The organism is Methylobacterium sp. A54F, assembly GCF_053346035.1.
This window is the reverse complement of sequence record NZ_JBKFBF010000003.1, coordinates 16,470-41,783: the sequence shown is the minus strand read 5'-3', so window position 1 is coordinate 41,783 and position 25,314 is coordinate 16,470. Positions and strand designations below refer to the sequence as shown.

Sequence of the window (25,314 nt, the reverse complement as noted above, 5' to 3'; positions counted from 1 at the left end):
GGGTCGCTGCGTGGCCGGCCGCGGGCGATCCTCGCCCCCCGGCCGTGCCGGAAGGCAGAAAAGTTCTAAACTCGCCGCCTGTCAAACGGCGGGTGTGCCCGCGCCGGGCCCGTCCCGCCCGAAAGCAGGCACGATCCTGCAGGACGCCGCCGGAATCAGGCCCCGTCGTCCGGGCCGGCCTGCGCGGCGGGCCCGAACGCGGCCCCGAAGGCCGCGAGGCCCGCGGGGCTGAAGGCGACGACGCGCCCGGCCCCGCGCCGGGCCCAGCGCCGCGCCAGCACGTGGTCGAGGAGCGCCGCGCCGAGCGCGCCGCCGAGGTGGCTGCGCCGCTCGCTCCAGTCGAGGCAGGCGCGGCACAGGGGGCGCCGGCCCCGCTCGAGGGCCGGGACGTCGATGCCGGCCGCGCACAGAGCGGCGCGCCCCCGCGGGGTCAGGCCCGGCGCGGCGCCGTCCTCGATCCAGCCGCGGGCCGCGAGCCCCCGCATCAGCATCACGCCGCGGGCGCCGGCGAGGTGGTCGTAGCACACCCGCGCCTCGCGCAGCGCCGGGTCCCGCGGGCCGGTCCGCGCCCGGACGGCGCCCGTGCGCTGCGCCAGCCCCATCAGGCCTTCCAGCACCTGCGCCACGTCATGGCCCGAGAGCCGGTGGTAGCGGTGGCGGCCCTGCCGCTCGGCGACCACCAGCCCGGCCGCGTCGAGCCGGGCGAGGTGGCCGCTCGCGGTCGGCAGGGTGACGCCCGCGGCCTGGGCGAGCTCGCTCACCGTGAGGGCGCGGCCGTCCATCAGCGCCGTCAGCATGTTCGCCCGCGCGGGGTCGCCGACGAGCGCCGCGACCGCGGCGATGACGGGTCCGTCCTTCATGCCGGCCTCCCCGGGTTCGTAGCCGTGACAGACAAGAATTTAGCATCCCGGCTGCCGGCATGCTTCGGCGGTGGCCGAAGCGTGCGCCCGCGTCCCGCGCTAGGTTCGGGAGATCCGGGCGACGCGCGCCGGCCGATCCGCGTCCGTGCGTCCGCCCCTCACGAGGTCCGTTGCCATGCGTCCTTCGCCGATGATCCCCCGCCCCGCCCGCGCCCGGAGCGCCCCGCCGCGGAGGGCCGCGCCATGATCGCCGTCATCTTCGAGGTCTGGCCCGCCGAGGGGCGGATGCAGGACTACCTCGGCCTCGCCGCGGCCCTGCGGGAAGACCTCTCCACCGTCGACGGCTTCATCTCGGTGGAGCGCTTCCGCAGCCTCACCGATCCCGACAAGCTGCTCTCGCTCTCCTTCTTCCGGGACGAGGCCGCGGTCCGGGCCTGGCGGGAGCGCCCCGGCCACCGTGCGACCCAGGCGCGGGGCCGGGCCGGGGTGTTCCGGGATTATCGCCTGCGCATCGCCGGCGTGGTGCGCGACTACGGCCTGACCGACCGGGCGGAAGCGCCCGCCGACAGCCGGGCCGCGCACGCGGCCTGACCCCGGGCCCCTGAACCTCAGGCCGCCTCCCCGCTCGCCCAGGGCGCGCCCGCGAGCGCCCGCTCCAGGAAGCCGATCAGGGCGGTGACCCGGGCGGGCCGCAGGGGCCCCGGCGGCATCACGAGGTTGAGGGCGATGGGCGGCGGCGCCCAGCTCGGCATCGCCCGCTCCAGGCGCCCGGCCGCGAGGTCCTCCCAGATCATGAAGTCCGGCTGCACGGCGAGTCCCAGCCCAGCGCGCAGCGCTGGCGTCAGCGCGTCGGCGTTGTTCGCCCGCAGCGGCCCGCGGGGGCTCGCGACGGCCTCCTGGCCGTCCTCCGCCCGGAAGTGCCAGCGGTCCGGCGTCGGCAGGTAGGCGTAGCCCAGGCAGGCATGGGCGGCGAGGTCGCGCGGGTGGCCGGGCCGGCCGTGGCGATCGAGGTAGGCCGGCGTCGCCACGAGGGAGCGGCGCACCGCGCAGAGCCGGCGCACCCGCAGCGAGGAATCGGCCAGCGCGGCGATCCGCAACCCGAGGTCGAAGCCGCCGCCCACGAGGTCGACGAGGGCGTCGCTGAGGTGCAGGTCCACCGACACCTCCGGGTGCGCGGCCAGGAAGTCCGGCAGGCGCGGGGCGACGTGCAGCACCCCGAACGACATCGGCGCGGCGAGCCGCACCGTGCCGCGCAGGCTCGCCGCCCCGGAGAGCGCCCGCGCCTCGGCGGCCTCGCCCGCGGCGAGGAGGGCCGCCGCATCCGTGCGGGCGAGCCGCCCGGCCTCGGTGAGGGCGAGCCGCCGGGAGGTGCGGTGGAACAGCGGGCTGCCGAGGCGCGCCTCGAGGCGGGCCACCGCCTTCGAGACGGTGGCCTTCGAGAGCCCGAGATCCTCGGCGGCGCGCGCGAAGGCGCCGGTCTCGGCCACCTTGGCGAAGACCGCCCAGGCTTCGAAGTCGGGAAGGCGCATGGGGTTTTGGGTCCGGATCCGGAAACGATGGGTTTCCATCGTTTCCGTTTCGGCCATGCGGGGCAAGGGCCAGATTGGGTGCCAGGCAATGCAGACTGCCGGCGAGAGCCGGCGACCCGCCCGAGGAGACCGGACCCATGACCCAGTCCAGCACGCAGCACGGCATCCACCACGTCACGGCCATCGCGGGCCCGGCCCGGCGCAACCGCGACTTCTACACCCGCGTCCTCGGCCTGCGGCTGGTGAAGCGGACCGTGAACTTCGACGACCCGGGCACCTACCACCTCTACTACGGCGACGAGGCCGGCAGCCCCGGCAGCCTCCTGACCTTCTTCCCCTTCGCCCACGCCGCGCCCGGCCGGGCCGGCATCGGCGAGAGCAGCGAGACCGCCTTCCGGGTGCCGCGGGGCTCCATCGGCTGGTGGACGCAGCGCCTCGTCGCCATGGGCGTGCCCTTCGAGGCGCCCGCCCAGATCTTCGGCGAGACGGTGCTGCCGTTCCGCGACCCCGACGGTACCGCCCTCGCCCTGGTCGGCGTCGACGGGGACGAGGCGGCGGACGCCGTGACCGGCTCCGACGTGCCGGCCGAGCACGCGATCCGCGGCCTGCACGGGGTGACCCTGCTGCTGGCCGAGGCCGGCCCCACGGCCGCGATCCTCACGGATGTGCTGGGTTTCAGCGAGACGGGCCGGGAGGGCGTGCGGACGCGGTTCTCCGCCGGGGCCGGCGGCACCGTGACGCTGCGGGCGGTGGGCGGGTTCCTGCGCGGGCGCCCCGGGGCCGGCACCGTGCACCACGCCGCCTTCCGGGCCGCCGACGACGCGGCGCAGGCCGCGATGGTCGCCCGGCTGACGGAGGGCCACGGCCTATCGGTCACCGAGCAGCGCGACCGCGCCTACTTCCGCTCGGTCTACTTCCGGGAGCCCGGCGGCGTGCTGTTCGAGATCGCCACCGACGCGCCGGGCTTCGCGGTCGACGAGCCCGCGGCCGAGCTCGGCCGCACCCTGAAGCTGCCGCCGGCGCTGGAGCCCCACCGCGCCACGATCGCGGACGCCCTGCCCCCGCTCGACCCCGCCGAGGCCGGGACGGCCCGCGCGCCCGAGGTCGTCGCCTGAGGCCACGCCCGAACCCCTGCCTGAAGACCGCGCCGCCCGCCTCCGCGGGCGGCGCACACCCCCGGGAGATCCTGCCATGACCGAGACCCTCGCGGGCTTCGCCCACCGCTTCGAGCCCGCCCGCGCGGCGGGGCGTGCGCCCCTCCTCCTCCTGCACGGGACCGGGGGCGACGAGGACGACCTCCTGCCCCTCGGGCGGGCGCTCAGCCCCGGCGCGGCCCTCCTGTCCCCGCGCGGCCCGGTGCTGGAGAACGGGATGCCGCGCTTCTTCCGGCGCCTCGCCGAGGGCGTGTTCGACGAGGCGGACGTGGTCGCCCGCGCGGCCGACCTCGCCGCCTTCGTGGCGGCGGCACGGGCCCGCCACGGCCTCGCGGCCCCGGTGGCGGTGGGCTTCTCGAACGGGGCGAACATCGCCGCCGCCCTGCTGCTGCTGCACCCGGAGGCGCTCGCCGGCGCCGCGCTGCTGCGGCCGATGGCGCCGCTCGCCGCGCCCTCCGTCCCCGACCTCGCGGGCCGGCCGGTGCTGATGCTCTCCGGCGCCGCCGACCCGGTGGCGCCCCCGGAGAGCCCCGCCGCCCTCGCGGCGAGCCTGCGGGCGGTCGGCGCCCGGGTGGAGCACCGCACCCTCCCCGCGGGCCACGGCCTCGGCCAGGCCGACCTGAGCCTGACGCAGGCCTGGCTCGACGCCCTGCGCTGACGCGCCGCCCGGGGGCGACGTCGCCGCCCCCGGAACCGTGGGCCGGACCTCGACGTCCCGCTTGCCATCGCCGAGACGCGGGCATATACCCGCACCATGGAATCCGACGCACCCTGCACCTGCGCCACGCTGCGCCGCGCCACCCGCGCGGTGACGGCGGCCTACGACGCCGCCCTGCGCCCGGCGGGCCTGCGGGTGACGCAGTTCGCGATCCTGCGGACCCTGGCCCGGCTCGGGCCGGTGGCGGTGACGCGCCTCGCCGCGGAGGCGGCGCTGGACCGCTCCACCATGGGCCGCAACCTCGACCCGCTGGAGCGGCGCGGCCTCGTCCGCCTCGCGGTGGGGGAGCGCGACCAGCGCGAGCGGGTCGCCCACCTCACGCAAGCCGGCACCGCCGCCATCGCGGCCGCCCTGCCCCATTGGCGCGCCGCGCAGGCGCAGGTGGCCGGCCTCGTCGAGCCCGCCCTCGTGGCGAGCCTCGCCGCGCGGATCGACGCCCTGCCGCGGGCCTGACGCGCGCTCCGATCCCGCCTCCCGAGACGCCGGAAGCCCCCGATGAACCCCGCCGCCCAGCCGACCTCGCGCCCCACCCCTCCCCCTGCCCGGCTCCACTACGCCTGGACCGTCGCGGCCGTGACCTTCCTGGTGCTCCTCGTCGGCGCCGGCGTGCGGGCGAGCCCGAGCGTGATGATCGTGCCCTGGGAGCGCGAGTTCGGCTGGTCGACCGCGACGATCAGCGGGGCCATCGCCCTCAACATCTTCCTCTACGGCATGGTCGGGCCCTTCGCGGTGGCGATCATCGAGCGCTTCGGCCTGCGCCGCTCGGTCTGCGTCGCCCTCGCGGTGCTGGCGCTCGGCACCGCCCTCACCATCTTCATGCGGGCGCCCTGGCAGATGGTGGCCCTCTGGGGCGTCCTCGTCGGGTCCGGCACCGGCATGGTGGCCAACGTCCTCGGCGCCACCGTGGCGGGCCGCTGGTTCGGCGCCCGCCGGGGCCTCGTCCTCGGCCTGCTGACCGCGAGCAGCGCCACCGGGCAGCTCGTCTTCCTGCCGCTCCTCGCCCACCTCGTGGTCGACCACGGCTGGCGCACGGTGGCCCTCGTGGTGGCCGCGACCGCCCTCGGGCTCGTGCCGCTGGTGGCGCTGCTGATGCGCGACCGCCCGGCCGACCTCGGCCTGCCGCGCTACGGCGAGACCGCCCTGCAGCCGCCCGCGGCCCCCGGCGTGAACCCGGCGCGGCGGGCGCTCACGGCGCTCGCGGCGGGCCTGCGCTCGCGGGATTTCTGGCTCCTGTCGGGCACCTTCTTCGTCTGCGGCGCCTCCACCAACGGGCTCGTCGGCACCCACCTGATCCCGGCCTGCCTCGACCACGGCATCCCGGAGGTGACGGCGGCCGGGCTCCTCGCGCTGATGGGCTTCTGCGACCTCCTCGGCACCACCGCCTCGGGCTGGCTCACCGACCGCTTCGACAGCCGCAAGCTGCTCGCCTGGTACTACGGGCTGCGCGGCCTCTCGCTGATCTTCCTGCCCTGGTCCTTCGACCTGTCCTTCTACGGCCTGTCCCTGTTCGCGGTGTTCTACGGCCTCGACTGGATCGCCACGGTGCCGCCCACCGTGAACCTCGCCGGCCGCGCCTTCGGGGAGAACAACGCGGCGCTGATGTTCGGCTGGATCGCGGCCGCCCACCAGATCGGGGCCGCCGCGGCGGCCTGGGCGGCCGGCACGGTCCGGACCGGCACCGGCGACTACGGCCCGGCCTTCATGGCCGCCGGCATCCTCTGCCTCGTCGCCGCCCTGATGGCGCTGTTCGTCGGCCAGCGCCCGCAGGCCGCGGAGGCGCTGGCCGGCGACGCGCGGCCGGCCGGCGCCTGAGGCACCGCTGCCCCGGCGCGCCGGGCGTGGTAGGGCTTGGGCCATGGACGAGACCAAGCCGGACCGGATCAGGCCGGACCATCCCAGCCCGGATCCGGACAGGGGCCACCCCCCGGCCCGGCCCCCCTCCGTCGAGCGCCTGCTGGCGGGCGCCGGCGGCCTCGCGGAGGCCTACGGCCGCTCCGCCGTGACGGCGGCGGTCCGGGCCGTGCTCGCCGAGATCCGGGCGGGCCGCGCGCCGCTCGCCGAGGCCCCCGCCCTGCTGGCCCGGGCGGAGGCGCGCCTCGCCGCGGAGAGCCGGCCCAGCCTGCGCCCCGTGCACAACCTCACCGGCACGGTGCTGCACACCAACCTCGGCCGGGCGCTGCTGCCGCCGGAGGCCGCCGCGGCGGCCGCCGCCGTGATGACCCGGGCCTGCAACCTCGAATTCGACCTCGCCCGGGGCGCGCGGGGCGAGCGGGACGACCACGCCGAGGCGCTGATCTGCCGGCTCACCGGGGCGGAGGCCGCGATCGTCGTCAACAACAACGCGGCCGCCGTGCTCCTCGTGCTGAGCGCGCTCGCCCGCCGCCGCGAGGTGCCCGTCTCCCGCGGCGAGCTCGTGGAGATCGGCGGCGCCTTCCGGGTGCCGGAGGTGATGGCCGCGGCCGGCTGCCGCCTCGTCGAGGTCGGCACCACGAACCGCACCCACCTGCGGGACTACGCCGAGGCCATCGGGCCGCGCACCGGCCTCGTCATGAAGGTGCACCCGAGCAACTACGCCATCCAGGGCTTCACGGCGGCGGTGCCGGAGGCCGAGCTCGGCCGCCTCTGCGCGGAGCGCGGCGTGCCGCTCGCGGTCGACCTCGGCAGCGGCAGCCTCGTCGACCTCGCCGCCTACGGCCTGCCGCCGGAGCCCACCGTCGGGGCGGCCCTGGCGCAGGCCGACCTCGTCACCTTCTCAGGGGACAAGCTCCTCGGCGCGGTCCAGTGCGGGCTGATCGCCGGGCGGCGCGACCTGATCGCCCGGATCCGCCGGCACCCCCTGAAGCGCGCCCTGCGGGTCGACAAGATGACCTACGCGGCGCTCGCCGCGACGCTCCGGCTCTACCTCCACCCCGAGACCCTGCGCGCGCGCCTGCCGACGCTCCGCCTCCTCACCCGGGACGCGGCGGCGATCCGCGCCCAGGCCGAGCGCCTGCTGCCCGAGGTCGCCGCCCGCCTCGGCGCCCGCGCCGCCGTCGCGGTCGAGCCCTGCACGAGCCAGATCGGCTCCGGGGCGCTGCCCGTCGAGAGCCTGCCGAGCGCCTGCCTGGCGCTGCGGCCGCCCGGCAGTGCAGTCAAGGGCAGCGGCGCCTGGCTCAACCGCCTCGCCGCCGCCCTGCGCGCCCTGCCGGTGCCGGTGATCGGGCGGGTCGGCGACGGGGCGCTGCGCCTCGACCTGCGCACCCTGGAGGACGAGGCCGGCTTCCTCGCCGCCCTCGACGGCCTGGAGATGCCCTGACGCCGCGCCGCCTTCCGTCGCGACGTCTCCTCTCGCGCCGCCTTCTGTCGCGACGCCTTGGCCCCTGTCGCGGCGGCGCCCGGCCTGCTATCAGCGATCCCGGAGGCGAACGGGGTCTGGTGGCCCTCCTGGTCTTCAAAACCAGCGGCACGCTCAACACGTGCGGTGGGTTCGATTCCCATCCGCTTCCGCCAATTCCCCGCCATCGGCGGCGCCGGCCGTTTTAATCCCGGACCCGCCGTCACGCTTTGGACGTAGCCGGACCGGGCGGGATCGCGGTCCCGCCCGCCGGCGCGGTAGGGCGTTAACGCTTTTTGACTCCGCCCGCTTTTCGGTTGCGGCCAAGTTTATCGTTGCGCCGATAGACAGTCCGTCGTCTCGTTCCTGCGGTTTTCGTGCAGGAATCGGGGTCGTCATGAGCTACTTGGATCAGCAGGTGTCGCTGGATTATTACTATCCGAACTACGGCACCCCGGTCATGACTGCGCAGGTGGCGACCGTGTCGCCGCTCTCGACGGAATTCCTCGACATCCAGCGGTTCGACAACGACCCCCGCGATGCGCACACCATCGTCAACGCGGACATCGACATCACCAGCACGCGCATCCAGTACAAGGCCGACGAGACGCGCTTCCGGAACTACCGCGACTTCGCCTTCGACGGCATCTCGATCCGGGGCCTGTCGGCCGCCTTCCCGGCGATCCGCGGCTACGGCGTCGACCAGGCCTACAGCTCGCCCGATCTCCGCCCCGGGCAGGTCACGTTCGACGACCGGACCATCTCGGTCAACTTCGCGACCACGGACGTCTACGCGGGCCAGTTCGCGATCAACGTCATCTTCCAGAACGGCTCGGCCATCGACGGCTTCGCGACGAGCGACTTCATCTTCGGCTCCGGCATCGGCGAGAGCATCGTCGCGCGCGAGGGCAACGACACCGTCCTGGGGGCCGGCGGCGACGACCTCATCTTCGGCAACCTCGGCGACGATTCCCTGTTCGGTAACCTGGGCCTGGACACGATCTACGCCGGCCAGGGCACCGACACGGTGTTCGGCGGCCAGCAGGACGACCTGATCTTCGGCAATTTCGGCAACGACATCGTGCTGGGCAACATCGGCACCGACTCGCTCTTCGGCGGGCAGGGCCTCGACACCCTCTACGGTGGCCAGGGCGACGATTTCCTGTCGGGCGATCTCGGCGGCGACGTCCTGTCGGGCGACCTCGGGGCGGACCGCTACGCCTTCGGGCTCAACTCGGGGCCGGACCTGATCCTCGGCTTCAGCCAGGCGGGCGGCGACCGCCTCCTCCTCAACGGGCAGACCTACACGGTCGGGACGACCACCACCGGCAACGCGCTGCTGACGCTCTCCGGGGGCGGCACCATCGAGCTGGCCGGCGTCCGGGCGGCCGAGGTCAACGCCGCCTTCTTCGCCTGATCCCCGGTCGGCGTGGTGCCGGTCTCGCCGGGCCCGCGCGTCCCGAACCACGGAGCGCCGCGATGCGATCGTGCCTGTTGCTGCTGATGCTGCTCGCCGGCACCGCGAGCCTCGCCGGGGAGGTCAAGTTCAGCGACCTGATCCGGCGGGCCCCCTGGCGGCAGAGCTGGGACGCCCTGATGGAGGGCCGGCGGTTTCCCAAGTGGGACAGCTGGATCCCGACCCTCGCGGGCGTGGAGGAGCCGGTCGCCTCCATCGATGTCGGCGGGCAGCGCCACCTGAAGTCCGCGCTCTGTCAGCCCCACAACTGCCTGGACAATCAGGTGGTCGTGATCGCGGACCCGCGGACCCGCCGGATCTGGATGGCGCACCGCGAGGTCGGGCCCCAGAACCGTGTCGGCATCACCTACCTGGGCGACCCGGACGAGCCCATGCGGGCCGCCCTCGCCCGGTCCTTCATGAGCCCGTGAGGCCGGCCGCGCCGGCCCGCAGGAGAGCGCGATGCGACGGATCCCGTTCCTCCTTCCGGCCGCAACCCTGCTGGCCGCGATCCTCGGCGCGCCGGCGCGCGCGGAGCCGCGCCTGACCGAGGCGCCGGACGGGACCATGACGGCGATGGCGAACCTGCAGCCGGCCGAGGGCTGCCTGCCCGCCCGCGAGTCCGGGCGGATCGGGGCGGTGGAGCGCGAGCAGGGCGCGATCAGCGGCTTCCGTTTGCGCGCCAAGCGAGGGCCGGAGATCTTCGTGAACACGGCCCCGGTCGCGGAATTCCGGTCCGAGGCGACCCGGGCTGCGGTCCGGCGGGGCTACGAGGCGCTGATCCGGACGGGCAACCGGGTCTCGGTCGGGATCTTCTCGTGCGGCGCCTCGGGCAGCGTCAACGTCCTGCACGCCATCGCGGCGGACAAGCCCGCGACCGAGGCACCGCCTCCCGCCGCGGCACCGCAGTGGCGCTACGGCCAGCACCCGGTCCTCGGGCTCACGGCGCATGTTGGGGTGGGCGAGGACGCCTTCGGGCTCGCCTGCGGCACCGGCGGCGCGACGCGGGGCTTCTTCGTCCGCATGTCCCCGCGGCTCGGCAGCCGGCCCGGGCACAAGCCCTCCTTCGCCCTCTACTTCCCGGGCGGGGGCGGCATGGGCGGCTACGCGCCGACGCAGGAGGCGGGCTTCCTGCAGGTCGCGGAGCAGGGATGCGGGATGGATAAGTACCTGCGCGGGCGGGAGGTTCTGATCCTGAACGCGGAGTTCGTCGCCCTGGAATGGCGGGACCGGCGCACAACCCTGACGATCCGCCAGGACGGGCGCCCGGTGACGATCCGGTCCGACGCCGACCTCGCCCGGGTCGAGAGCCCGACGCGGATCCCCCTCGCCGGGATCGGGCCCGCCGTGCGGAGCCTGATCCGCGCCTGTCCGATGCTGCGGGCCGGCATCGCGGAAGGCTGCGACAGCGGCGATTGAGGCGCCGCTCCGGCCGGCGAACGAGCGGGTGCCGCTCGCCGGGGGCGGTCTCACTCGAGCTTATACTTCTTCACGCCGAGGTAATACAAAGCCAGGTTGGCGACCCGCATGAGATCCGCGCTCGCCGCCAGGGGCATCCCGGTCAGGGTGACCGTGCGGGCGCCGAGCAGGCTCATGGCGCGCATCACCCATCCGGGCCGGGCGAGCCAGGCCGGGTTGCCGACGCGGCCCGCGTACCGGCGCGCCGCGAGGATGTAGGGCGAGATGTCGTAGTAGAGCTGCGAGAACGCCGCGTAGGCGCTGCCGGCGCGCCCGCGCCCGCCCGTCAGCCACGGCCGATGCCCCTGCGCGTGGATGAAGTACGGCCCCCCGTGGGTCAGCTGGTGGATGCGCTCGGCGACGGTGTAGCCGTAGGGGCCGAAATACTGGACGATGTGGAACTTCCGCCGGATCAGCGCGACGGGATGGTGCGCGTGATCCCGGCTCGCGAGGACGGCCGACAGGACGTCCTGGTCGCCGAACAGGTGGCAGGGCCGGTGGTCCCAGGGCTTGCTCTGCGCGGTCCGGTAGGCCTCGGTCTGCAGGAGGCTCATCCAGAAATCGACGAGCGGCGCGTGCTGGCGCGTCACCCGCAGGATCGCCGTGTTGAGGGTGAAGGGGAAGCACCGCCCCACCGGGAAGCCCCAGCCCCGGGCCCGCCGGGCGCCGGCATCCGAGTGGTTGTGGCAGAGCGCCTCCTCCGCGACGTGCACGGTCTCGGGCCCGGCGCCCGCGAAGAAGCCGCGGATGTCCCGGTACACGATCAGGTCGGAATCCAGCCAGATGACCTCGTCGTAGCCCATCCCGAACAGCGCCGTGATGGCGTGCGGCTTCACGTCGTAGCGCGTGTCGGCGGGCAGGATCTGCCCCGACAGGAGCCGGACCTGCCCGTAGGGGGCGAGCCAGTCGCGGAAGGCGGGGCTCGGGTTCGGCACGAAGATGTTCACGTCGGTGCCCGGACAGTGCTCGTCCAGGCTGCAGACGAGGATCTTCACGGCGATCTCGAAGGACGCGCGGTCTTCCGCGATGCAAAATGTCGATCTCATCCCCGTCGCCCCCTCTCCTGGTCCGCGGCCGGGCGGACTCCGTTCGTGATCCCGCCCGCGCGTCCCAGCGGCGCCCGGGTCAGGCGCCGCGCCTCAGGTCCGCCAGCGGGTGCAGCGGCCCCAGGCGGCCCAGGATGTCGACGTAGGCCTCCGCCGAGGACGCCAGGGTCAGGGTCTCGAGGACGTAGTCGCGCGGCCGGTACGTCGCGACGCGCGACCAGAAGGTGTCGAACCGCGCCTCGATGTCCGCCCGCCGGAACCGGATTCCGCAGCGGGCATCGAAGTAGGGCACGGAGCTCACCGCGAGCCCCGGGGGCAGGAACGGGATCTGCTGCGGGTCGACGAGTTCGCCCTCGTCCCAGGCGAAGACCGGGACGTTCATGCTCATCGCCTCCTGGCAGGCCAGGCCCTGGGTCTCGTGCTCGCAGATGAAGGCGAAGCTGCGGGACCGGCGCAGCTTCTCGAGGAAGCTCGGGTAGGTGTGGCTCCCGTAGCGGACGATCTCGTAGCTGAGGCCCCGGGCCCTGAGATGGGCCTCCAGCCGGGCCACGACCGCGGCGTAGACCGCGTCGTGGTGCCAGCGGATCTTGTCGTAGATCAGGACGTCGACGCTCTTGGGCGCGGTGCGCTGGTCGCCCAGGCGCTCCGTGTCGAGGCCCACCGGCCAGCGCACGACCCGGTCGCCGCAGGTGGTGCGGTAATGCTCCACGAACCAGTCCGAGGGCTGGATGATGGCGCGCACGTTCGTTTGGTCGAGGACCTCCCGCGCCCGGTCGGGGAAGCCCGGATCGCCGGGGCCGAAGAGCATCGGGTTGGCGAGGCCCGACACGCCCTCCAGGACGCTCGGGTAGCCGGCGATCCCGACCGGATAGGTCGGGAAGCGCCTCGCCAGGCCGAAATCGTTGATGCGCACGTCGTAGCCGCCGGCCCGCAGGGCCCCGACGAGGTTCAGGAAGGCCGCGTAGAAGCCGGTGTTGACCTGCATCCCGCGCGCGCTCCGGTAGGCGGCGCGCAGGCGCGCGCGGAGGTTCGCCTTCAGGCGCCGCGCGGGGTTGGCGTGCGCGCTCCGCTCGTAGCCGTCGTAGAACAGGAGCACGAGCTCGCCCTGCGCGTCCGCCTTGCCGGGACCCTTGCCGGGACCCTTGCCGGAATCCTCGCCGGAATCCTCGCCGGGAGCCCCACGTGGAGTCTCGCGTGCGATCGTGCCGGCGGCGTGGGGCGGGCGCAGGTCCTGCGAGCTGAAGTAATTCACCGGCCAGACTTCTCGATGGGGGTTTCGGATGCGGCGCGGGTCGCCGGATATCGGCTGCGGACCCTAGGACGCGCCCGCGACGCCGGCTCCGCCGATGAGCAGGCGGGGCGGCCGCGGCGCCTGCGGCCGCGCCTTTCCGAGAGCCCGGTCCCAGCCTCTCGCCCAGCCTTGGGTCCTGGCCCGCACCGTGGCGTCGAGGATGTGCGTCCAGGCGTGGGGCGCGCGCAGCAGCTCCGCCAGCGCCGCGCCGTAGCCCCGCTCCCGCCGGCGGTCGAGCACGCGGCGGTACTGCCACTTGCGCAAGGTGGCGTCCCGGTGCGCGCGGAGCGCATTCCGCTCGGCCGCCGTCAGCGGCTCGGGGCCGGCCAGGAGGCGGGCGTCGAAGGCGGCGATCCGCGCGAGGTCGGCCGTCGCGTGCCGTCCGCTGAGGGAGCCGGCGCGCTCGACGGCGACGTAGCCGCAGGCGGCCGTGAGCCCGAAGACGGCGCCGCGCGCGAGCGCCTCCACGTAGAGGGCGTAATCCTCGCCGAGCCGCAGCTCCGGGTCGTAGGCCAGGCCCGCCGCATCGAGGAAGCTGCGCCGCATGAGCGGCTTGAGGAAACCGAACTCCTGGCGGTGCGAGCGCGGGTGCTGCAGGTTGCCGGCCACGAACTCCGCGAGGCCGAGGGTGCGCGCCGCCGGATCGCCCGGCTGGCGCAAGGGGATGCCGAGGGCGCCGGTCCAGGCCTCCGGCACGATCAGCATGTCGTCGGCCAGGAAGTCCCAGTGCCCGGGCGCGGCCGCCAGGAGGCGCCGCATGCGGCCGGGCAGGAGGTAGTCGTCCGCGTCGAGGATCGACAGCAGGGGCGCCCGCGCGTGCGCGATGGCGGTGTTGCGCGCCGCCGCCGGGCCGCGGTTCCGGCCCTGCCGGATGAGCGTGAACCGCTCGGAGCCGCCGCCCGCCGCGTAGGCGGCGAGCGCGGTCCGGTCCGGCGAGGCATCGTCGACGACGATCACCTCGGCGACCTCCGGCTCGGCGAGGGCGGAGGCGACCGCGCGCGCGATCGTCGCCTCGGCGTTGAAGGCCGCGATGATGACGCAGACCCGCTCAGAGCTCTCCGTGCGCGCGTGGGATGTCACGGCCATGATCCTCGATGCACCGCCGGTTCCGGCGCCGACCGTCCGAGGATGGGCCGAGTCGCCCGGAGCCTCACGCGCGCCATTCTCGTGATCGCCCTCCGCCGTAGGAGGTAGGACGCCCGCGGCACCCCACCCGGACGGGGGATCCCGCCGGGGCGCGGGGACCGTCCGGGCGTCACCGCGCCGAGGGACGGATCTGGACCTCGCGCAGGGTCGTGCCGTCGGCGTCCTTGATGACCATCCGCCAGCCCTCCTCCACGCCGACGAGCTCGCCGCTGCGGCCCATCTCCTCGAGCACGATCTCCGCCTGCCGCACCGCCTCGTCGAGGTCCGCCGCCTCGACGCCGCTGTCGTCGGGCACGATCAGGTCGTCCTTGCGCAGATTGAAGTGATAACGCTTCAGCACCCGATCCTCCCGGCGGCACACGTCTCTCGGCCCAGCACGCTTCGTTAGGCCACGTGCGTCGTCGGGAACCGCGCGCAACCGCGCGCGGCGCCGAGCCGTGCGTGACGGCCATCGTGCGCCGCTCGTCACACTCTACCGCCCCCCGCAACGCGGGCTCGGAGTCCATTCTGCTAAGAATCCGCCCGGGCCCGGGGTGGGGCTCGCCTGATCGGCGGATCGCCTTAGCAGAAGGCGGTAGGCGTCCCGCGCCTGGAACGCAGGCCCCCTGCCCTCAGTGGCGCCGCGCGTCGTCCTCCGGCGGCAGGGAGAGGGCCTCGGCGAAGGGGAATTCCAGCACCACCGCGCCGTCCGCGTCGGTCACGACGAGGCTCGCGGCCATCAGCCGCTCCTGGTTCTTCGGGTCGCTCATGGTCGCCAGGATGGTGCGCCGGGCCGCCTCCCAGGCCTGATCGGCATCGCCGAGCTCGGCGCCGTTCAGGTCGGTGATGACATCCTCGCCCAGGGGCGTGCGCACGTGGGTGTGGAAGAAGTAGCGGGGCATGGTCGCACCTCCCAGATCCACGTCTCCCGGATCCGGACCTCGCCGGGCGCGTCCGCGCCCGGCCGCGACCCGGGCGGCGGCGGAACCGGCGACGGTCTGGACCCGGCCCGCGAAAGCCTTAACAATCCTGCCCCTGCGATGAAAGCCACGTCCAGTCTGTCGGGGAGGAGCCCGTGATCGTCACGGGAGCATCGGCCATCGTCGGCGGGTTCGCCCTGGGGATCCTGCTGGTCCCCTACGGGCCGTGGCTCGCCGTGCTGGCCGCCCCGGTCGGCGGCGGCCTCGGCGCCCTGCTCGGCGGCCTCGTCCTCGCCGCCCTCCGTGGCCGGGACCGGGAGCCGCGGCGAGCGTGGCCCGGCCCCCGCGCGGCGGCGCGGGCACTCGGGTCGAGAGCGCTCAGTTCGAGGGCGCCCGGCAGGCCAGGGAATCCGGGAAGGCGCAGGGCTCGCCCATCCGCGTGAAGGCGATCCGCTCGTAGGTGGCGGTCAGGGGCTTGTCGAGCGCGGCCGAGGGGCCCACCCAGTCCGCGACGAGATCGGTGCCGTTCCAGATGCTGATGATGATCCGGCCCGGGCGCTCCGGGAACGGCGCGTCGGCCGCGCGGGTGACCTCGTGGACGAGCTTGCCGTTCACGTACCAGCGCACGCGGTCGGGAAACCACTGGAGCGCGTAGTCGACCGTCTTCTTCGAGGCGTCTCCGCCGAGGTCGATCAGCGTCTCGTGGCCGCCCTGCCCGCTCGCGAAGTAGTTGAGCTGGACCTTGCCGGGCTCCTTGCCGAGGAACTCGAAGTCGATCTCGTCCTGGGGCGTCCCGTTCGGGGGCCCCGTGAAGGTGAAGAAGGTGCTGACGACGCCCGATCCCGCGGCCGGCCGCATGCGCACCTCGTAGGTGCCGTAGCCGTAGAAGGCCGTGCTCTGGATCTCGGCGCAGCTGAACTTGCGGTCCTTGTAGGGAATCGGGCTGAGGGACAGCGTCAGGCCCCCCGCGCTCCCGATCGCGATGTTGCGCGGCGACCACGTGCAGGCCTGGATCGGGCCGTTGGCCCAGCCGTCCGCCACGAACCAGCGCTGGTGGTCGAGGTGGTCGAAGCGGTCGACGAAGGAGGCACCGCCCGGCGGCGGGGCCTTCGGTTCGCCCTCCGCCGCGGCCGGGCGCGGGGCGACCGCCGCGAGAAGGGCCAAGGGCAGGAGGGCCGTGCGCAGGCAGGGGCGGCGATGGGCGACCATGTCGGCCTTTCCGTTCTTCCAGGGTCGGAGCGATCAGGCCGCGGCGGCCGGTCTCAGCCCGCTTCGTGCGTGCGCAGGACGGCGGGCACCGTCATGCAGAGGATCTTCAGGTCGACCCACGGGGACCATTGCGCCACGTAGGTGCGGTCCAGCTCGACTCGCATCCCGTAGCCCACGCAGCTGCGCCCGCTCACCTGCCACAGCCCGGTCAGGCCCGGGCGCCCGCGCAGGTAGCAGTTCCGGAACAGGCCGTAGCGGTCGAGCTCGTCCGCGACGATGGGCCGTGGCCCGACGAGGCTCATCTCGCCCCGGATGATGTTGATGAGCTGGGGCAGCTCGTCGAGGCTCGTGAGGCGCAGGAACCGCCCGACCGGGGTGATGCGGGGGTCGTTGCGGAGCTTGCGCGTCTCCTCCCACTCCCGCGCCGCGGCGGGGTTCGCCCGCAGGTGGCGCTGGAGGACCGCGTCGCCGTCCACCACCATGGTCCTGAACTTCAGGCACCGGAAGGTCCTGCCGTCGAAGCCGATGCGGGTCTGGGCGAAGAAGACCGGGCCCGCGCTCGTCGCCCGCAGCAGCGCCATCAGCACCACGATCAGGGGCAGCACCAGGAAGGCGACCAGGAGGGCGATGACGAGGTCCATGGCACGCTTGCGATGCCCGCCGAGGGGGCGGGCGTCGAAGGCCTCGACGCTCCGGGCCCGGCGTCCGCGCCAGCCCACCGCGGCCGGCCGGCCGGAGCGCGCGAGCTCCGCCATGCTGAGCTCGCGGATGCCGAGGTCGCCGAAGCCGAGATCCTGGATGCGCGGACCCGGAATCAGCGCCCCCGGGGAGGCCGCGCCCGGAAGGGCGGCCTGCAGGGGCTCGGCCGGGGCTTCCTCGGGCACCGGCGTGTGTTCGGATTCTCCGAGCCGTGCGCGTTCCATCGTCGTCCTCGTGAAATGCTCCGCGACGAGGGTTCAGGCCAGGACGGCGGCGGCGCTAGACACCCCAGAGTCGTAGGGATTCCGCTCCGGGGGCGCCGGACGCCGACTTTCGGCGGAGGGGACGCTCCGCGGGCGCCGCCGGGCCGCGGCGGGTGCCCCACCGGCATCGGGCGATGCCGCCTTCGGGGTAGCGCGGCGCGGCGCGCAGCGCCGGCGCCTACCCTGTTTGGGGGACTCGGGCGGCCCGGGACGGCGGCGGACAGTGGAGGCCGCGCGTGCGGAACCCCGCGCGCCAACGCCACGGCGCGGAGCCCCGATGCCTGATCCGACCGCCCGCGGGGCCGAGCTGCCCGCGCCCGACATCTCCTTCCTGATGGCGGCCCGCAACGCCGCGCCCGTCATCGGAGCCGCCCTGCGCAGCGCCCTCGACCAGCGGCGGGTGCGCGTCGAGGTCGTCGTCGTCGACGACGCCTCGACCGACGACACGGCCGCGGTCGTGGCCCGCCTCGCCGAGGCCGACCCGCGGGTCCGGCTCGTCCGGCACGAGGCCGCGCGCGGGCCCGCGGCGGCCCGCAACGCCGCGATCCGGGCCGCGCGGGGACGCTGGCTCGCCGTGCTCGATGCCGACGACATCGTCCTGCCGGACCGCGCCCGCATGCTCCTCGACCTCGCCGAGGCGACGGGGGTCGACTGCGTCGCCGACAACGTGGTGCCGTTCACGGGCACCTTCGATCCCGCGGGCGCGCCCCTGATGCCGCGCGGCCGCGAGCCCTACCTCTTCGAGGTCGGCATGGCCGCCTACCTCGACAGCAACGTCCTCCTGCGAGCGGGCTTCCCCCTCGGTTACCTCAAGCCGATGATCCGGGCCGGGCGCGTGCGCGACCTCGGCCTGCGCTACGACGAGGACGTGCGGATCGGCGAGGACTTCCTGTTCTGCCTCGCGGCCCTCGCGCAGGGGGTCCGCTACCTGGTGACCTCCGAGGGCGCCTACGGCTACCGCCGCTCGGCCTCCTCCCTGTCCCACCGCCTCGCGGAGGCCGACGTCGCGCGTCTGGCCGCCGGCTACGACAGGCTGGAGGCCCGGTTCGGCCTCGACGCCGACCCGCGGACCCGCGCCGCCTCGCAGCGCTACCGGAGCGGCCTCGCGACGGCGCGGATCGTCACCGGCGTGGTGGCGCGGGCGCAGGCGGGCCAGTGGCGCGCCGGCGCCGGCCGGGCCCTCCTGCACCCGCCGGCCTGGCCGATCCTGGCGAACCAGCTGCGGCAGGCGGTCCGCAAGCGGCTGTCCGCCCGCCGGTTCGCCCGCCCCGCCGTGACGTCGGAGGCCCTGTGATGGCCCGGACCTGCATCGCGATCTGCACCTGCGAGCGCCCCGAGGGTCTGGCGGCCCTGCTCGCAGCCCTCGACCGCCAGCGCCTCGCGAGCCTCGACCCGGAGGAGGTCGAGATCGTGGTGGTCGACAACGGGCCCGGCGCCGAGGCCGCCGCGGTCTGCGCCGCCTACGCGGTCTCCGGACGGTTCCGCCTGACGGCGCGGCACGAGCCGCAGCGCGGGCTGACCTTCGCGCGCAACCGCGCCCTGCGGGAGGCCCAGGCCCTCGGCGCGCGCTGGGCGGCCCTCGTCGACGACGACGAGATGCCGGCGCCCGACTGGCTCGAGGGCCTCGCGGAGACGATGCGCGCCACGGGCGCGGCGGCCTGCGTCGGCCCCGTTGTCCCGGTCTTCGCCGCGCCCCCGCCGGCCTGGGCGGCGGCGGGCGGCTACTTCGCCAAGCGCCTTCCCGTGCGGGACGGGCTCGTCGCCGACGCCTACACGGCGAATGCGATGATCGACCTCGCCGTCGTGGCCGAGCTCGGGCTGAGCTTCGATTTGCGCTTCAACCTGCTCGGCGGCGAGGACACCTACTTCTTCCTCGCCCTCCTGCGCGCGGGCCACCGCATCGCCTGGGCGGAGGGCGCCCTCGTCTACGACGCGATCCCCGAGCGCCGCATGCGGCCCGCCTGGCTGCTCGCCCGCTGGTACCGCACCGGCAGCATCGATGCCCATCTCGGCCGCTATCCGGTGGAGGGCGCGGCGGGCCGCGTGGTGAGCGGCCTGCGCGGGCTCGCCCGCCTCGGCGGCGGCGGCCTGCGCCTCCTCGCCGCCCTGGGTCTGCGGCGGCGCCCGCTGATCGGCAGCGCCTTCACCCTGTGCCGCGGGGCGGGCCTGATCGCCGCGGCCCTCGGCCACGGCTACCGGGAATACGACCCCGTCCGCTACGGGCGGGAAACCGCACCGGTCAACGTCAGGCCGGCCGCCCCGTGAGGACGGCCGATCCGGCATCGCGCCCCGGCTCGGAGGGGCCGGCCCGTCCGCGGACGGGCCATCGGCCGTTCGAAGGAGCGCGGGTGCCTCGGGGCCGCCGAAAGGCTTGGTTCGCAGCCTCACGGTCCCACGCTATCCCGCACAGGGCGGGCCGGGCGACCGGACGGTTTTGCGATCCGTGTCCGCGACGATTTCGCGAACGTGCCGAGGCGTCACGTGCACGCCGGTGAGGGGTGATGGAGATGGACTGCTCGATCATCGTTTGTACGCGCAACAGTGCCGGGCACCTGGCGGCCTGCCTGTCCGCCATCGTGGCGGCGATGGAGGCCGCGCGGCCCGCGCGCTGCGAGCTGGTCGTCGTCGACAACGCATCGAGCGATGCGACGGCATCGACGGCCGCCGAGCTGCTCACGCGCGCCGAGGTCTCGTTCGACGTCCTGGCCGAACCGCGGCCCGGGTTGTCCTTCGCGCGCAATGCCGGCCTTCGCCGGGCGGCCGGCGCCCTGGTCGCGTTCACGGATGACGACTGCCGGATGGCGCCCGACTACCTCGTGCGTGCGCTCGCGCTTCACGGCCGCGACGACCGTCCGGTCCTCAGGGGGGGGCGCGTCGAGCTCGGCGACCAGGACGATCTGCCCTTCACGGTGATCCGGGATCGTGAAGCACGCCGCTTCGATCCGGGCAACGTCCAGAACCAGATCGGCGGCTTCATCCTCGGCTGCAACATGACCGCGCCGCGGGCCCTGTTCCGCGAGGTCGGCCCCTTCGACACCCGCTTCGGCGTCGGGGCGCCGCTGAAGGCCGCCGAGGACAGCGACTACCTGTACCGGACGCACTTCAGCGGCTTCGACATCGAGTACTGCCCGGACCTGCTGATCCGGCATCATCATGGCCGCCGCGATGAAACGGCCGTGCAGCGGGTGATCGATTACTACAACGAGGGCGAGGGAGCCCTCTACGCGAAGTACATCCTGAGGCCCAGGCTGTTCGTGAACCAGCTGAAGTGGGATCTCAGGGATGCCGTGCTGGAGCTGGTCCTGAATCGCCGGGACCGATACACCTTCGGGGTCAGCAAGCGCAGGAAGATCCTCCGTACGGCGGTCGGCTTCCTGAGATACGCAGCCTTGTCCGTGCGAGGGTCGCTGGCGGGGCGGCGCGCGCAGGCCGTGGTCCCCGACCACGGCTGAGCGCCTCCGCCCTCAGGGCGTGCTCGGGCCCGAGCGCAGGCCCGGCGCGGGAAGCCCGCGGCGGGCGCCCCGCAGGCGCAGGAGATAGCACCCGCGCGAGAGGAAGCCGGCGCCCCAGGCGAGGTGCATCGTCATCGCGGCCGGGCCGCTGAGCAGGGCCGCCCGCTGGCCGCTGCGGAGGGCCAGGATGAGGCCGATCAGGCCGCAGGACGCCGCGTAGAGGATGGCCACGGCGAGGAAGGCCGGGTGCCAGGCGGCGAGCCCCAGGGAGGCCAGGCACGCGAGAAGGATCAGGGGCGGAAGCGCCTGGCGCGGCCGCGGAAGGGCGCCGTGCTTGAGGAGCGTGCGGGCCGCGCCGCGGCCGTAGTTGAAGTACTGCCGCGCGAGGGCCGGCAGGGTCCGGCGCGGATAGTAGCCGATGGAGAGGTCGCCGGCGAGCCAGATCCGCCCGCCCGCGGCCGCGAGGCGCCGGTCGAACTCGGCGTCCTCGTTGTGCGAGAAGGTCTCGTCGTAGCCGCCGGCGCGCAGGAAGGCCGCCCGGTCGAAGGCCGCGTGGTGCCCGTGCTCCACGTAGGCCGAGCGGCCGCCCAGGCGGTGGGCGGAGCCGCCGTTGCCGAGCCGGCTGTTCTGCGCCGCCGCGATCGCGCGCTGCAGGGGCGCCGCACCGAGGGTGCGCAGGGGCACCACCACCGAGGCCGCCCCCCGGAACCGCAAGGTTCCGGCCAGCGCCGCGACCCAGCCGGCCGGGTAGGCGGCGTGGCAGTCGGCCCGCACCAGGATCCGCGCCGCCGGGTGCCCGAGGCGCGCTGCGAGGTTGACGCCGGCCGATTGCAGCCGGCCCGGATTGTCGACGAGCCGGATGCGCGGGTCGCCGGCCGCGAGGCGCCGGACGATCTCCTGGGTGCCATCCCGGCTGCCGCCGTCGAGGACGAGGAGTTCGCAGGCGATGTCGCCCGGTGACGGCAGCACCGAGGCGATCGCCTCCGCGATGTGCTCGGCCTCGTCGAGGGCTGGCATCGCGATGGTCACCTGCGGTCCCGTGCCTGCCGCTGCGGCGTCCTGTTCCGGCATCGCGCGCTTTCCCCGTCTGGCGCCCGGCCGACGCTTCGGCGGGCGGGATGGGCTCACCTCGCGCGGGGCCGGGCGGGACGGAAAGACGATCCTTCGGGGTGGGGGCTCCCCCCGGGGCGCGGGCCCACCCCCGCCGGCGGGGTGATGCATCGGCCGTTCGGAGGAGGGATGGGGGCTCGCGCCCACCGAAAGGCGTGGTTCGCCGGTTCCGGGTGCCGAGCTATCCCGGAAGCAGCGGGCCGGCGGCCTCCCGTCCGCCGCCGGGCCTCGCGCCCCGCGGCCGGACCGCCCGTCCCGGCCGAACGAGAGCGGATCAATCACGATGACGAACGGACCGGTTTCCGCCCTGGCGAGCCCGCCGGGCGCCCTCCTGGCCGAGACGCCGCCGCCCCTGCAGGTGACCGAGATCCGGCCCGAGGGCGGCCGCCTCGATTTCGGGGCAGCCGGCCTCTGGCGCTATCGCGGCCTCATGATGGTCCTCGTCGGGCGCGACCTCAAGGTGCTCTACCGGCAGACCGCGCTCGGCGCCGCCTGGGCGATCGCCCAGCCGCTGTTCACGGTGGCGATCTTCACGGTGATCTTCGGCCACTTCGCGAAGATGCCCGCCGACGGCCTGCCCTACGCGCTCTTCGCCGGCACCGCGGTGGTGCTCTGGACCTACTTCTCCGAGGCCCTGCGCCGCAGCGCCTCGGGCCTCGTCGGCGAGGCGGAGCTGATCCGCAAGATCTACTTCCCCCGCCTCGTGATTCCCCTCGCGGCGGTGATCTCGCCCCTCGTCGACCTCGTGATCGCCCTCGCGGTCCTCCTGACGCTGATGGCTTGGTACGGCTTCGTCCCGGGCTGGCGGCTCGTCCTCGTGCCGCCGGTGGTGCTCGCCACCGGCGCCCTCGCCCTCGGCGTCGGCCTCTGGCTCGGGCCCACCAACGTGCGCTTCCGCGACGTGAAGCACACGCTGCCCTTCCTCGTGCAACTCTGGATGTACGCCTCGCCGGTGGCCTACGCGGCCAGCATCGTGCCGGCCGAGTGGCGCTGGCTGTTCGCCCTCAACCCGATGGTCGGGCTGATCGAGGCGTTTCGCTGGGCCCTCCTCCCCACCGCCGCCCCGGACCTCTTCGCCCTCGGGGTGAGCGTCGTCGCGGCCGCGGTCCTCGTCGGGAGCGGGCTCCTGTTCTTCCGGCGCATGGAGCGCTCTTTCGCGGATGTGATCTGATGTCGACGGCGATCAGCGTTCAGGGATTGGGCAAGGAATACCGGCGCGCGCCCCGCGCCGCACACCAGAACTCGCTGCGCGACGCCCTCGGCGACGGGCTGCGGCGGCTCGGGGACGGCCTGCGCCGTCCCGCCGGGCGGCGGGCTTCCCCGGCCCGGGAGAGCTTCTGGGCCCTGCGCGACGCGAACTTCGAGATCGCGCGCGGCGAGACGGTCGGCATCATCGGCCTCAACGGGGCCGGCAAGAGCACCCTTCTCAAGATGCTCTCGCGCATCGTGACGCCTTCCGAGGGCCGGGCCCGCATCACCGGGCGCCTCGGCGCGCTCCTCGAGGTCGGCACCGGCTTCCACCAGGAGTTGAGCGGGCGCGAGAACATCTTCCTCTACGGCTCGATCCTCGGCATGGACCGGGAGGAGATCCTGAAGAAATTCGACGCCATCGTCGAGTTCTCGGAGATCGGCGCCTTCATCGACATGCCGGTGAAGCGCTACTCGAGCGGCATGTACGTGCGCCTGGCCTTCTCGGTGGCCGCGCACCTCGAGCCCGACATCCTGCTCCTCGACGAGGTCCTGGCGGTCGGCGATTACAGCTTCCAGAAGAAGTGTATGGACCTCGCCCACCGCCTGGAGCGGAGCGGGGCGACGATCCTGCTCGTCTCGCACAACATGTTCAGCATCAAGACGATGTGCAGCCGGGTGATCTACATCCGCAAGGGGCGCATCGCCTACGACGGTCCCACCGACGAGGGCCTGCGGCTCTACGAGGCCGACAGCTACCTCGCGGCGCCGACCTGGTTCCGGGACGACGGCACCGCCCCCGTCGACATCCGGGGCATCGAGGTCCTGGACGAGGCAGACCAGCCCAGGACCCTGTTCGAGCCCGGCGAGCGCCTGCGCGTGCGGGTGCATTATGGGGCCTCGCAGCCGGTCCGGCGGCCCAATGTGCGGATCTCGCTGACGCGCTCCGACGACGTGCTTTGCTGCAACTACTCCACGCTCCTCGACGGCGTCGGCCCCCTGGAGCTCGGGACGGCGGGCACGGTGGAGCTGACCACAGGCCCCCTCTCCCTCACGGCGGCCTCCTACGCGGTCTCAGTCACGCTCCTCGCCGAGGATGCAGGGCGGCCCCTGGCGGCACGGCTCGGCCCGCGCTTCCACGTCGCCGATCCCGACCTCGAGCCCGACGTGTTCGGCGTGTTCCACGAATCTGGGGCGTGGCTGCACCGGCAGGGCCCGCTCGATTTGCTGACGGGCACGGGCGAGCCCGGCGGTCGGTGAGGGTAGCGATGCGACGGGCCGACCCCTCGAAGGCAATCGCTCTCGGCGGGCTCGGCTCCATGCGCAGCCGCCTCACCTCTCCGGCGCTCACCCGGAAGCGCTACGCTGTCGGTTCCATGCCGGCGCGCCGTGGCGGAGCCGTACATCGGATCCCTGGGGAAGATCATGCCCTGCGTTGATATCGTCGTACCCTGCTACAATTACGCTCACTATCTGGAGGGCTGCGTCGCGAGCGTCCTATCGCAACGTGACGTGCACGTGCGCGTGCTCATCGTCGACGACGCCTCGCCGGACGACACGCCGGCGGTGGCCCGGCGCCTCGCGGCGGCCGATCCGCGGGTGACCTACCTGCGCAACGCGAAGAACCTCGGCCTCATCGCCACCGCCAACCGTGGCGTGATGGATTGGGCCACGGCCGACTACGTAGTGCTGCTCTCGGCCGACGATCTCCTCGCGCCCGGCTCGCTGGCTCGCGCGACAGCGCTGATGGAGATCGATGCCAATATTGCCATGGCCTACGGCATGGCCCTGATGCTGGCCGACGATGGCGGAGAACTCACGCTGCCCGACCCGCACGAGGCCTCCTGCCAAGTCGTTCCGGGCCGGGCCTTCCTGCATCGGATCTGCGCACAGGGAAATGCCGTACCGACGCCCTGTGCGGTGATGCGCACCAGCGTCCAGCACCGAATTGGCGGCTACGATCCCGCTTTCCGGCACACCTCCGACCTCGATATGTGGATGCGGGCGGCCATGACCGGCTCGATCGGCATCGTCAACGCCGTACAGGGCCTTTATCGCTGGCACGCCGCGAACATGAGCGCTGCCTATCAGCTCCGTCCCATCGGAGACCGGCGGGAAGTGATTGAGACCTGCCGGGCCTTCGAAGCGAGCCATGTCGGCCGTGTCCCGGAACTCTCCGCCTGGATCTCCCAGATGGAGCGACGGTTCGGCGAGGAAGCACTCTGGATTGCCAGCACCTCCCTCGGAGACCCCGCCGATGGGACTTGGCGGGACAGTTTGGCCTTCGCGGCCCGCTACTATCCGGGCTACCGGCGCTCGCCGGTCTGGTTGAAGCTCACCCTGAAGCGCATCGCTGGCCGCCGCTTCGCCTCGCTGTTCAGGGCCTTGCGTCGGCGCCGCAAGGGCGCGGACGAGCGGCCCTGGTACGCCCATGGTTCGCAAATCGGCTGGTGGCCAAGGGCGGATGAGGTCCGAGTCTGATACCCGTTCGGCTCGATCACGGCGCGATCGGCAATTCCAAAT

The 25,314-nt window shown here is 74.0% G+C and carries 25 protein-coding genes and 1 tRNA gene; 16 read left to right on the top strand and 10 right to left on the bottom strand.

Going from position 1 to position 25,314, the window contains the following annotated elements; all coding sequences use genetic code 11:
- Nucleotides 1-155: 155 nt before the first annotated feature.
- Nucleotides 156-860, bottom strand: a complete 705-nt coding sequence (locus ACLBXP_RS06475; RefSeq protein WP_447666772.1) for an ArsR/SmtB family transcription factor — start codon at nt 858-860, stop codon at nt 156-158.
- 243 nt (nt 861-1,103) lie between these two features.
- On the opposite strand from ACLBXP_RS06475, the gene ACLBXP_RS06470 reads away from it, so the two are divergent.
- Nucleotides 1,104-1,451 carry an antibiotic biosynthesis monooxygenase family protein gene (locus tag ACLBXP_RS06470; protein WP_447666771.1) on the top strand — a complete coding sequence of 116 codons (348 nt, stop codon included), beginning with the start codon at nt 1,104-1,106 and terminating at the stop codon, nt 1,449-1,451.
- A gap of 17 nt (nt 1,452-1,468) precedes the next feature.
- On the opposite strand, the gene ACLBXP_RS06465 is transcribed toward ACLBXP_RS06470, so the two are convergent.
- Nucleotides 1,469-2,389, bottom strand: coding sequence for a LysR family transcriptional regulator (locus ACLBXP_RS06465; protein WP_447666770.1), 921 nt, complete (start codon nt 2,387-2,389; stop codon nt 1,469-1,471).
- 137 nt (nt 2,390-2,526) lie between these two features.
- On the opposite strand from ACLBXP_RS06465, the gene ACLBXP_RS06460 reads away from it, so the two are divergent.
- From ACLBXP_RS06460 to ACLBXP_RS06420, 9 genes are all read left to right on the top strand, one after another.
- Nucleotides 2,527-3,504, top strand: coding sequence for a ring-cleaving dioxygenase (locus ACLBXP_RS06460; RefSeq protein WP_447666769.1), 978 nt, complete (start codon nt 2,527-2,529; stop codon nt 3,502-3,504).
- Nucleotides 3,505-3,580: 76 nt separating this feature from the next.
- The gene (locus ACLBXP_RS06455; RefSeq protein ID WP_447666768.1) at nt 3,581-4,201 is read left to right on the top strand and encodes an alpha/beta hydrolase; all 621 of its coding nucleotides are present in this window, start codon (nt 3,581-3,583) and stop codon (nt 4,199-4,201) included.
- A gap of 96 nt (nt 4,202-4,297) precedes the next feature.
- Nucleotides 4,298-4,714 (top strand): MarR family winged helix-turn-helix transcriptional regulator, encoded by a 417-nt coding sequence (locus tag ACLBXP_RS06450; protein WP_447666767.1) that lies wholly within the window; start codon nt 4,298-4,300, stop codon nt 4,712-4,714.
- Nucleotides 4,715-4,756: 42 nt separating this feature from the next.
- Nucleotides 4,757-6,073: an MFS transporter gene (locus ACLBXP_RS06445; protein WP_447666766.1), complete on the top strand. Its 1,317-nt coding sequence runs from the start codon at nt 4,757-4,759 to the stop codon at nt 6,071-6,073.
- Between the two features lie 43 nt (nt 6,074-6,116).
- Complete coding sequence (gene selA, locus ACLBXP_RS06440) at nt 6,117-7,556, top strand: L-seryl-tRNA(Sec) selenium transferase (protein ID WP_447666765.1); 1,440 nt, start codon at nt 6,117-6,119, stop codon at nt 7,554-7,556.
- 101 nt (nt 7,557-7,657) lie between these two features.
- Nucleotides 7,658-7,750: transfer RNA gene (locus ACLBXP_RS06435), tRNA-Sec, on the top strand.
- Nucleotides 7,751-7,971: 221 nt separating this feature from the next.
- A complete protein-coding gene (locus tag ACLBXP_RS06430; protein WP_447666764.1) occupies nt 7,972-8,991 on the top strand; it encodes a calcium-binding protein in 1,020 nt (339 codons plus the stop codon).
- A 62-nt stretch (nt 8,992-9,053) separates the two neighbouring features.
- On the top strand, nt 9,054-9,461 hold the full coding sequence (locus ACLBXP_RS06425; RefSeq protein ID WP_447666763.1) for an Ivy family c-type lysozyme inhibitor: 408 nt from the start codon (nt 9,054-9,056) through the stop codon (nt 9,459-9,461).
- A 31-nt stretch (nt 9,462-9,492) separates the two neighbouring features.
- Complete coding sequence (locus tag ACLBXP_RS06420; RefSeq protein ID WP_447666762.1) at nt 9,493-10,449, top strand: hypothetical protein; 957 nt, start codon at nt 9,493-9,495, stop codon at nt 10,447-10,449.
- Nucleotides 10,450-10,499: 50 nt separating this feature from the next.
- Here ACLBXP_RS06420 and ACLBXP_RS06415 read toward each other — a convergent pair whose 3' ends face one another.
- The 7 genes from ACLBXP_RS06415 to ACLBXP_RS06385 form a co-directional block, all read right to left on the bottom strand.
- A complete protein-coding gene (locus ACLBXP_RS06415; protein ID WP_447666761.1) occupies nt 10,500-11,534 on the bottom strand; it encodes a hypothetical protein in 1,035 nt (344 codons plus the stop codon).
- A gap of 79 nt (nt 11,535-11,613) precedes the next feature.
- The gene (locus ACLBXP_RS06410; RefSeq protein ID WP_447666760.1) at nt 11,614-12,786 is read right to left on the bottom strand and encodes a glycosyltransferase; all 1,173 of its coding nucleotides are present in this window, start codon (nt 12,784-12,786) and stop codon (nt 11,614-11,616) included.
- A 63-nt stretch (nt 12,787-12,849) separates the two neighbouring features.
- Nucleotides 12,850-13,905 (bottom strand): glycosyltransferase family 2 protein, encoded by a 1,056-nt coding sequence (locus ACLBXP_RS06405; protein WP_447666759.1) that lies wholly within the window; start codon nt 13,903-13,905, stop codon nt 12,850-12,852.
- 175 nt (nt 13,906-14,080) lie between these two features.
- Nucleotides 14,081-14,311, bottom strand: coding sequence for a DUF6894 family protein (locus ACLBXP_RS06400; protein ID WP_447666758.1), 231 nt, complete (start codon nt 14,309-14,311; stop codon nt 14,081-14,083).
- 271 nt (nt 14,312-14,582) lie between these two features.
- Nucleotides 14,583-14,852, bottom strand: a complete 270-nt coding sequence (locus tag ACLBXP_RS06395) for a DUF6894 family protein (protein WP_447666757.1) — start codon at nt 14,850-14,852, stop codon at nt 14,583-14,585.
- Nucleotides 14,853-15,248: 396 nt separating this feature from the next.
- Entirely contained in the window at nt 15,249-16,079 is an 831-nt protein-coding gene (locus ACLBXP_RS06390; RefSeq protein WP_447666756.1) for a family 16 glycosylhydrolase, read from the bottom strand.
- Nucleotides 16,080-16,132: 53 nt separating this feature from the next.
- A complete protein-coding gene (locus ACLBXP_RS06385) occupies nt 16,133-17,002 on the bottom strand; it encodes a sugar transferase (RefSeq protein WP_447666755.1) in 870 nt (289 codons plus the stop codon).
- Nucleotides 17,003-17,318: 316 nt separating this feature from the next.
- On the opposite strand from ACLBXP_RS06385, the gene ACLBXP_RS06380 reads away from it, so the two are divergent.
- The 3 genes from ACLBXP_RS06380 (at nt 17,319) to ACLBXP_RS06370 (ending at nt 20,493) form a co-directional block, all read left to right on the top strand.
- Entirely contained in the window at nt 17,319-18,335 is a 1,017-nt protein-coding gene (locus tag ACLBXP_RS06380) for a glycosyltransferase family 2 protein (RefSeq protein WP_447666754.1), read from the top strand.
- Nucleotides 18,335-19,306: a glycosyltransferase family 2 protein gene (locus ACLBXP_RS06375; RefSeq protein ID WP_447666753.1), complete on the top strand. Its 972-nt coding sequence runs from the start codon at nt 18,335-18,337 to the stop codon at nt 19,304-19,306. Before ACLBXP_RS06380 ends, ACLBXP_RS06375 begins: the two co-directional genes overlap by 1 nt.
- 236 nt (nt 19,307-19,542) lie before the next feature.
- Nucleotides 19,543-20,493, top strand: a complete 951-nt coding sequence (locus ACLBXP_RS06370; RefSeq protein ID WP_447666752.1) for a glycosyltransferase family 2 protein — start codon at nt 19,543-19,545, stop codon at nt 20,491-20,493.
- Nucleotides 20,494-20,505: 12 nt separating this feature from the next.
- Here the strand turns inward: ACLBXP_RS06370 and ACLBXP_RS06365 are convergent, their stop codons facing one another.
- On the bottom strand, nt 20,506-21,564 hold the full coding sequence (locus tag ACLBXP_RS06365) for a glycosyltransferase family 2 protein (RefSeq protein WP_447666751.1): 1,059 nt from the start codon (nt 21,562-21,564) through the stop codon (nt 20,506-20,508).
- 322 nt (nt 21,565-21,886) lie between these two features.
- On the opposite strand from ACLBXP_RS06365, the gene ACLBXP_RS06360 reads away from it, so the two are divergent.
- The 3 genes from ACLBXP_RS06360 (at nt 21,887) to ACLBXP_RS06350 (ending at nt 25,272) form a co-directional block, all read left to right on the top strand.
- Nucleotides 21,887-22,774 (top strand): ABC transporter permease, encoded by an 888-nt coding sequence (locus ACLBXP_RS06360; protein ID WP_447666750.1) that lies wholly within the window; start codon nt 21,887-21,889, stop codon nt 22,772-22,774.
- Nucleotides 22,774-24,051, top strand: coding sequence for an ABC transporter ATP-binding protein (locus tag ACLBXP_RS06355; protein WP_447666749.1), 1,278 nt, complete (start codon nt 22,774-22,776; stop codon nt 24,049-24,051). Before ACLBXP_RS06360 ends, ACLBXP_RS06355 begins: the two co-directional genes overlap by 1 nt.
- Before the next feature lie 129 nt (nt 24,052-24,180).
- Complete coding sequence (locus ACLBXP_RS06350) at nt 24,181-25,272, top strand: glycosyltransferase family 2 protein (protein WP_447666748.1); 1,092 nt, start codon at nt 24,181-24,183, stop codon at nt 25,270-25,272.
- Nucleotides 25,273-25,314: the final 42 nt, after the last annotated feature.

Excerpts from the sequence above, each read along its gene's own strand:
- ACLBXP_RS06475 (WP_447666772.1), bottom strand. The coding sequence starts at position 860 with ATGAAGGACGGACCCGTCATCGCCGCGGTCGCGGCGCTCGTCGGCGAC.
- ACLBXP_RS06470 (WP_447666771.1), top strand. The coding sequence starts at position 1,104 with ATGATCGCCGTCATCTTCGAGGTCTGGCCCGCCGAGGGGCGGATGCAG.
- ACLBXP_RS06465 (WP_447666770.1), bottom strand. The coding sequence starts at position 2,389 with ATGCGCCTTCCCGACTTCGAAGCCTGGGCGGTCTTCGCCAAGGTGGCC.
- ACLBXP_RS06460 (WP_447666769.1), top strand. The coding sequence starts at position 2,527 with ATGACCCAGTCCAGCACGCAGCACGGCATCCACCACGTCACGGCCATC.
- ACLBXP_RS06455 (WP_447666768.1), top strand. The coding sequence starts at position 3,581 with ATGACCGAGACCCTCGCGGGCTTCGCCCACCGCTTCGAGCCCGCCCGC.
- ACLBXP_RS06450 (WP_447666767.1), top strand. The coding sequence starts at position 4,298 with ATGGAATCCGACGCACCCTGCACCTGCGCCACGCTGCGCCGCGCCACC.
- ACLBXP_RS06445 (WP_447666766.1), top strand. The coding sequence starts at position 4,757 with ATGAACCCCGCCGCCCAGCCGACCTCGCGCCCCACCCCTCCCCCTGCC.
- selA (WP_447666765.1), top strand. The coding sequence starts at position 6,117 with ATGGACGAGACCAAGCCGGACCGGATCAGGCCGGACCATCCCAGCCCG.
- ACLBXP_RS06430 (WP_447666764.1), top strand. The coding sequence starts at position 7,972 with ATGAGCTACTTGGATCAGCAGGTGTCGCTGGATTATTACTATCCGAAC.
- ACLBXP_RS06425 (WP_447666763.1), top strand. The coding sequence starts at position 9,054 with ATGCGATCGTGCCTGTTGCTGCTGATGCTGCTCGCCGGCACCGCGAGC.
- ACLBXP_RS06420 (WP_447666762.1), top strand. The coding sequence starts at position 9,493 with ATGCGACGGATCCCGTTCCTCCTTCCGGCCGCAACCCTGCTGGCCGCG.
- ACLBXP_RS06415 (WP_447666761.1), bottom strand. The coding sequence starts at position 11,534 with ATGAGATCGACATTTTGCATCGCGGAAGACCGCGCGTCCTTCGAGATC.
- ACLBXP_RS06395 (WP_447666757.1), bottom strand. The coding sequence starts at position 14,852 with ATGCCCCGCTACTTCTTCCACACCCACGTGCGCACGCCCCTGGGCGAG.
- ACLBXP_RS06390 (WP_447666756.1), bottom strand. The coding sequence starts at position 16,079 with ATGGTCGCCCATCGCCGCCCCTGCCTGCGCACGGCCCTCCTGCCCTTG.
- ACLBXP_RS06385 (WP_447666755.1), bottom strand. The coding sequence starts at position 17,002 with ATGGAACGCGCACGGCTCGGAGAATCCGAACACACGCCGGTGCCCGAG.
- ACLBXP_RS06380 (WP_447666754.1), top strand. The coding sequence starts at position 17,319 with ATGCCTGATCCGACCGCCCGCGGGGCCGAGCTGCCCGCGCCCGACATC.
- ACLBXP_RS06375 (WP_447666753.1), top strand. The coding sequence starts at position 18,335 with ATGGCCCGGACCTGCATCGCGATCTGCACCTGCGAGCGCCCCGAGGGT.
- ACLBXP_RS06370 (WP_447666752.1), top strand. The coding sequence starts at position 19,543 with ATGGAGATGGACTGCTCGATCATCGTTTGTACGCGCAACAGTGCCGGG.
- ACLBXP_RS06365 (WP_447666751.1), bottom strand. The coding sequence starts at position 21,564 with ATGCCGGAACAGGACGCCGCAGCGGCAGGCACGGGACCGCAGGTGACC.
- ACLBXP_RS06360 (WP_447666750.1), top strand. The coding sequence starts at position 21,887 with ATGACGAACGGACCGGTTTCCGCCCTGGCGAGCCCGCCGGGCGCCCTC.
- ACLBXP_RS06355 (WP_447666749.1), top strand. The coding sequence starts at position 22,774 with ATGTCGACGGCGATCAGCGTTCAGGGATTGGGCAAGGAATACCGGCGC.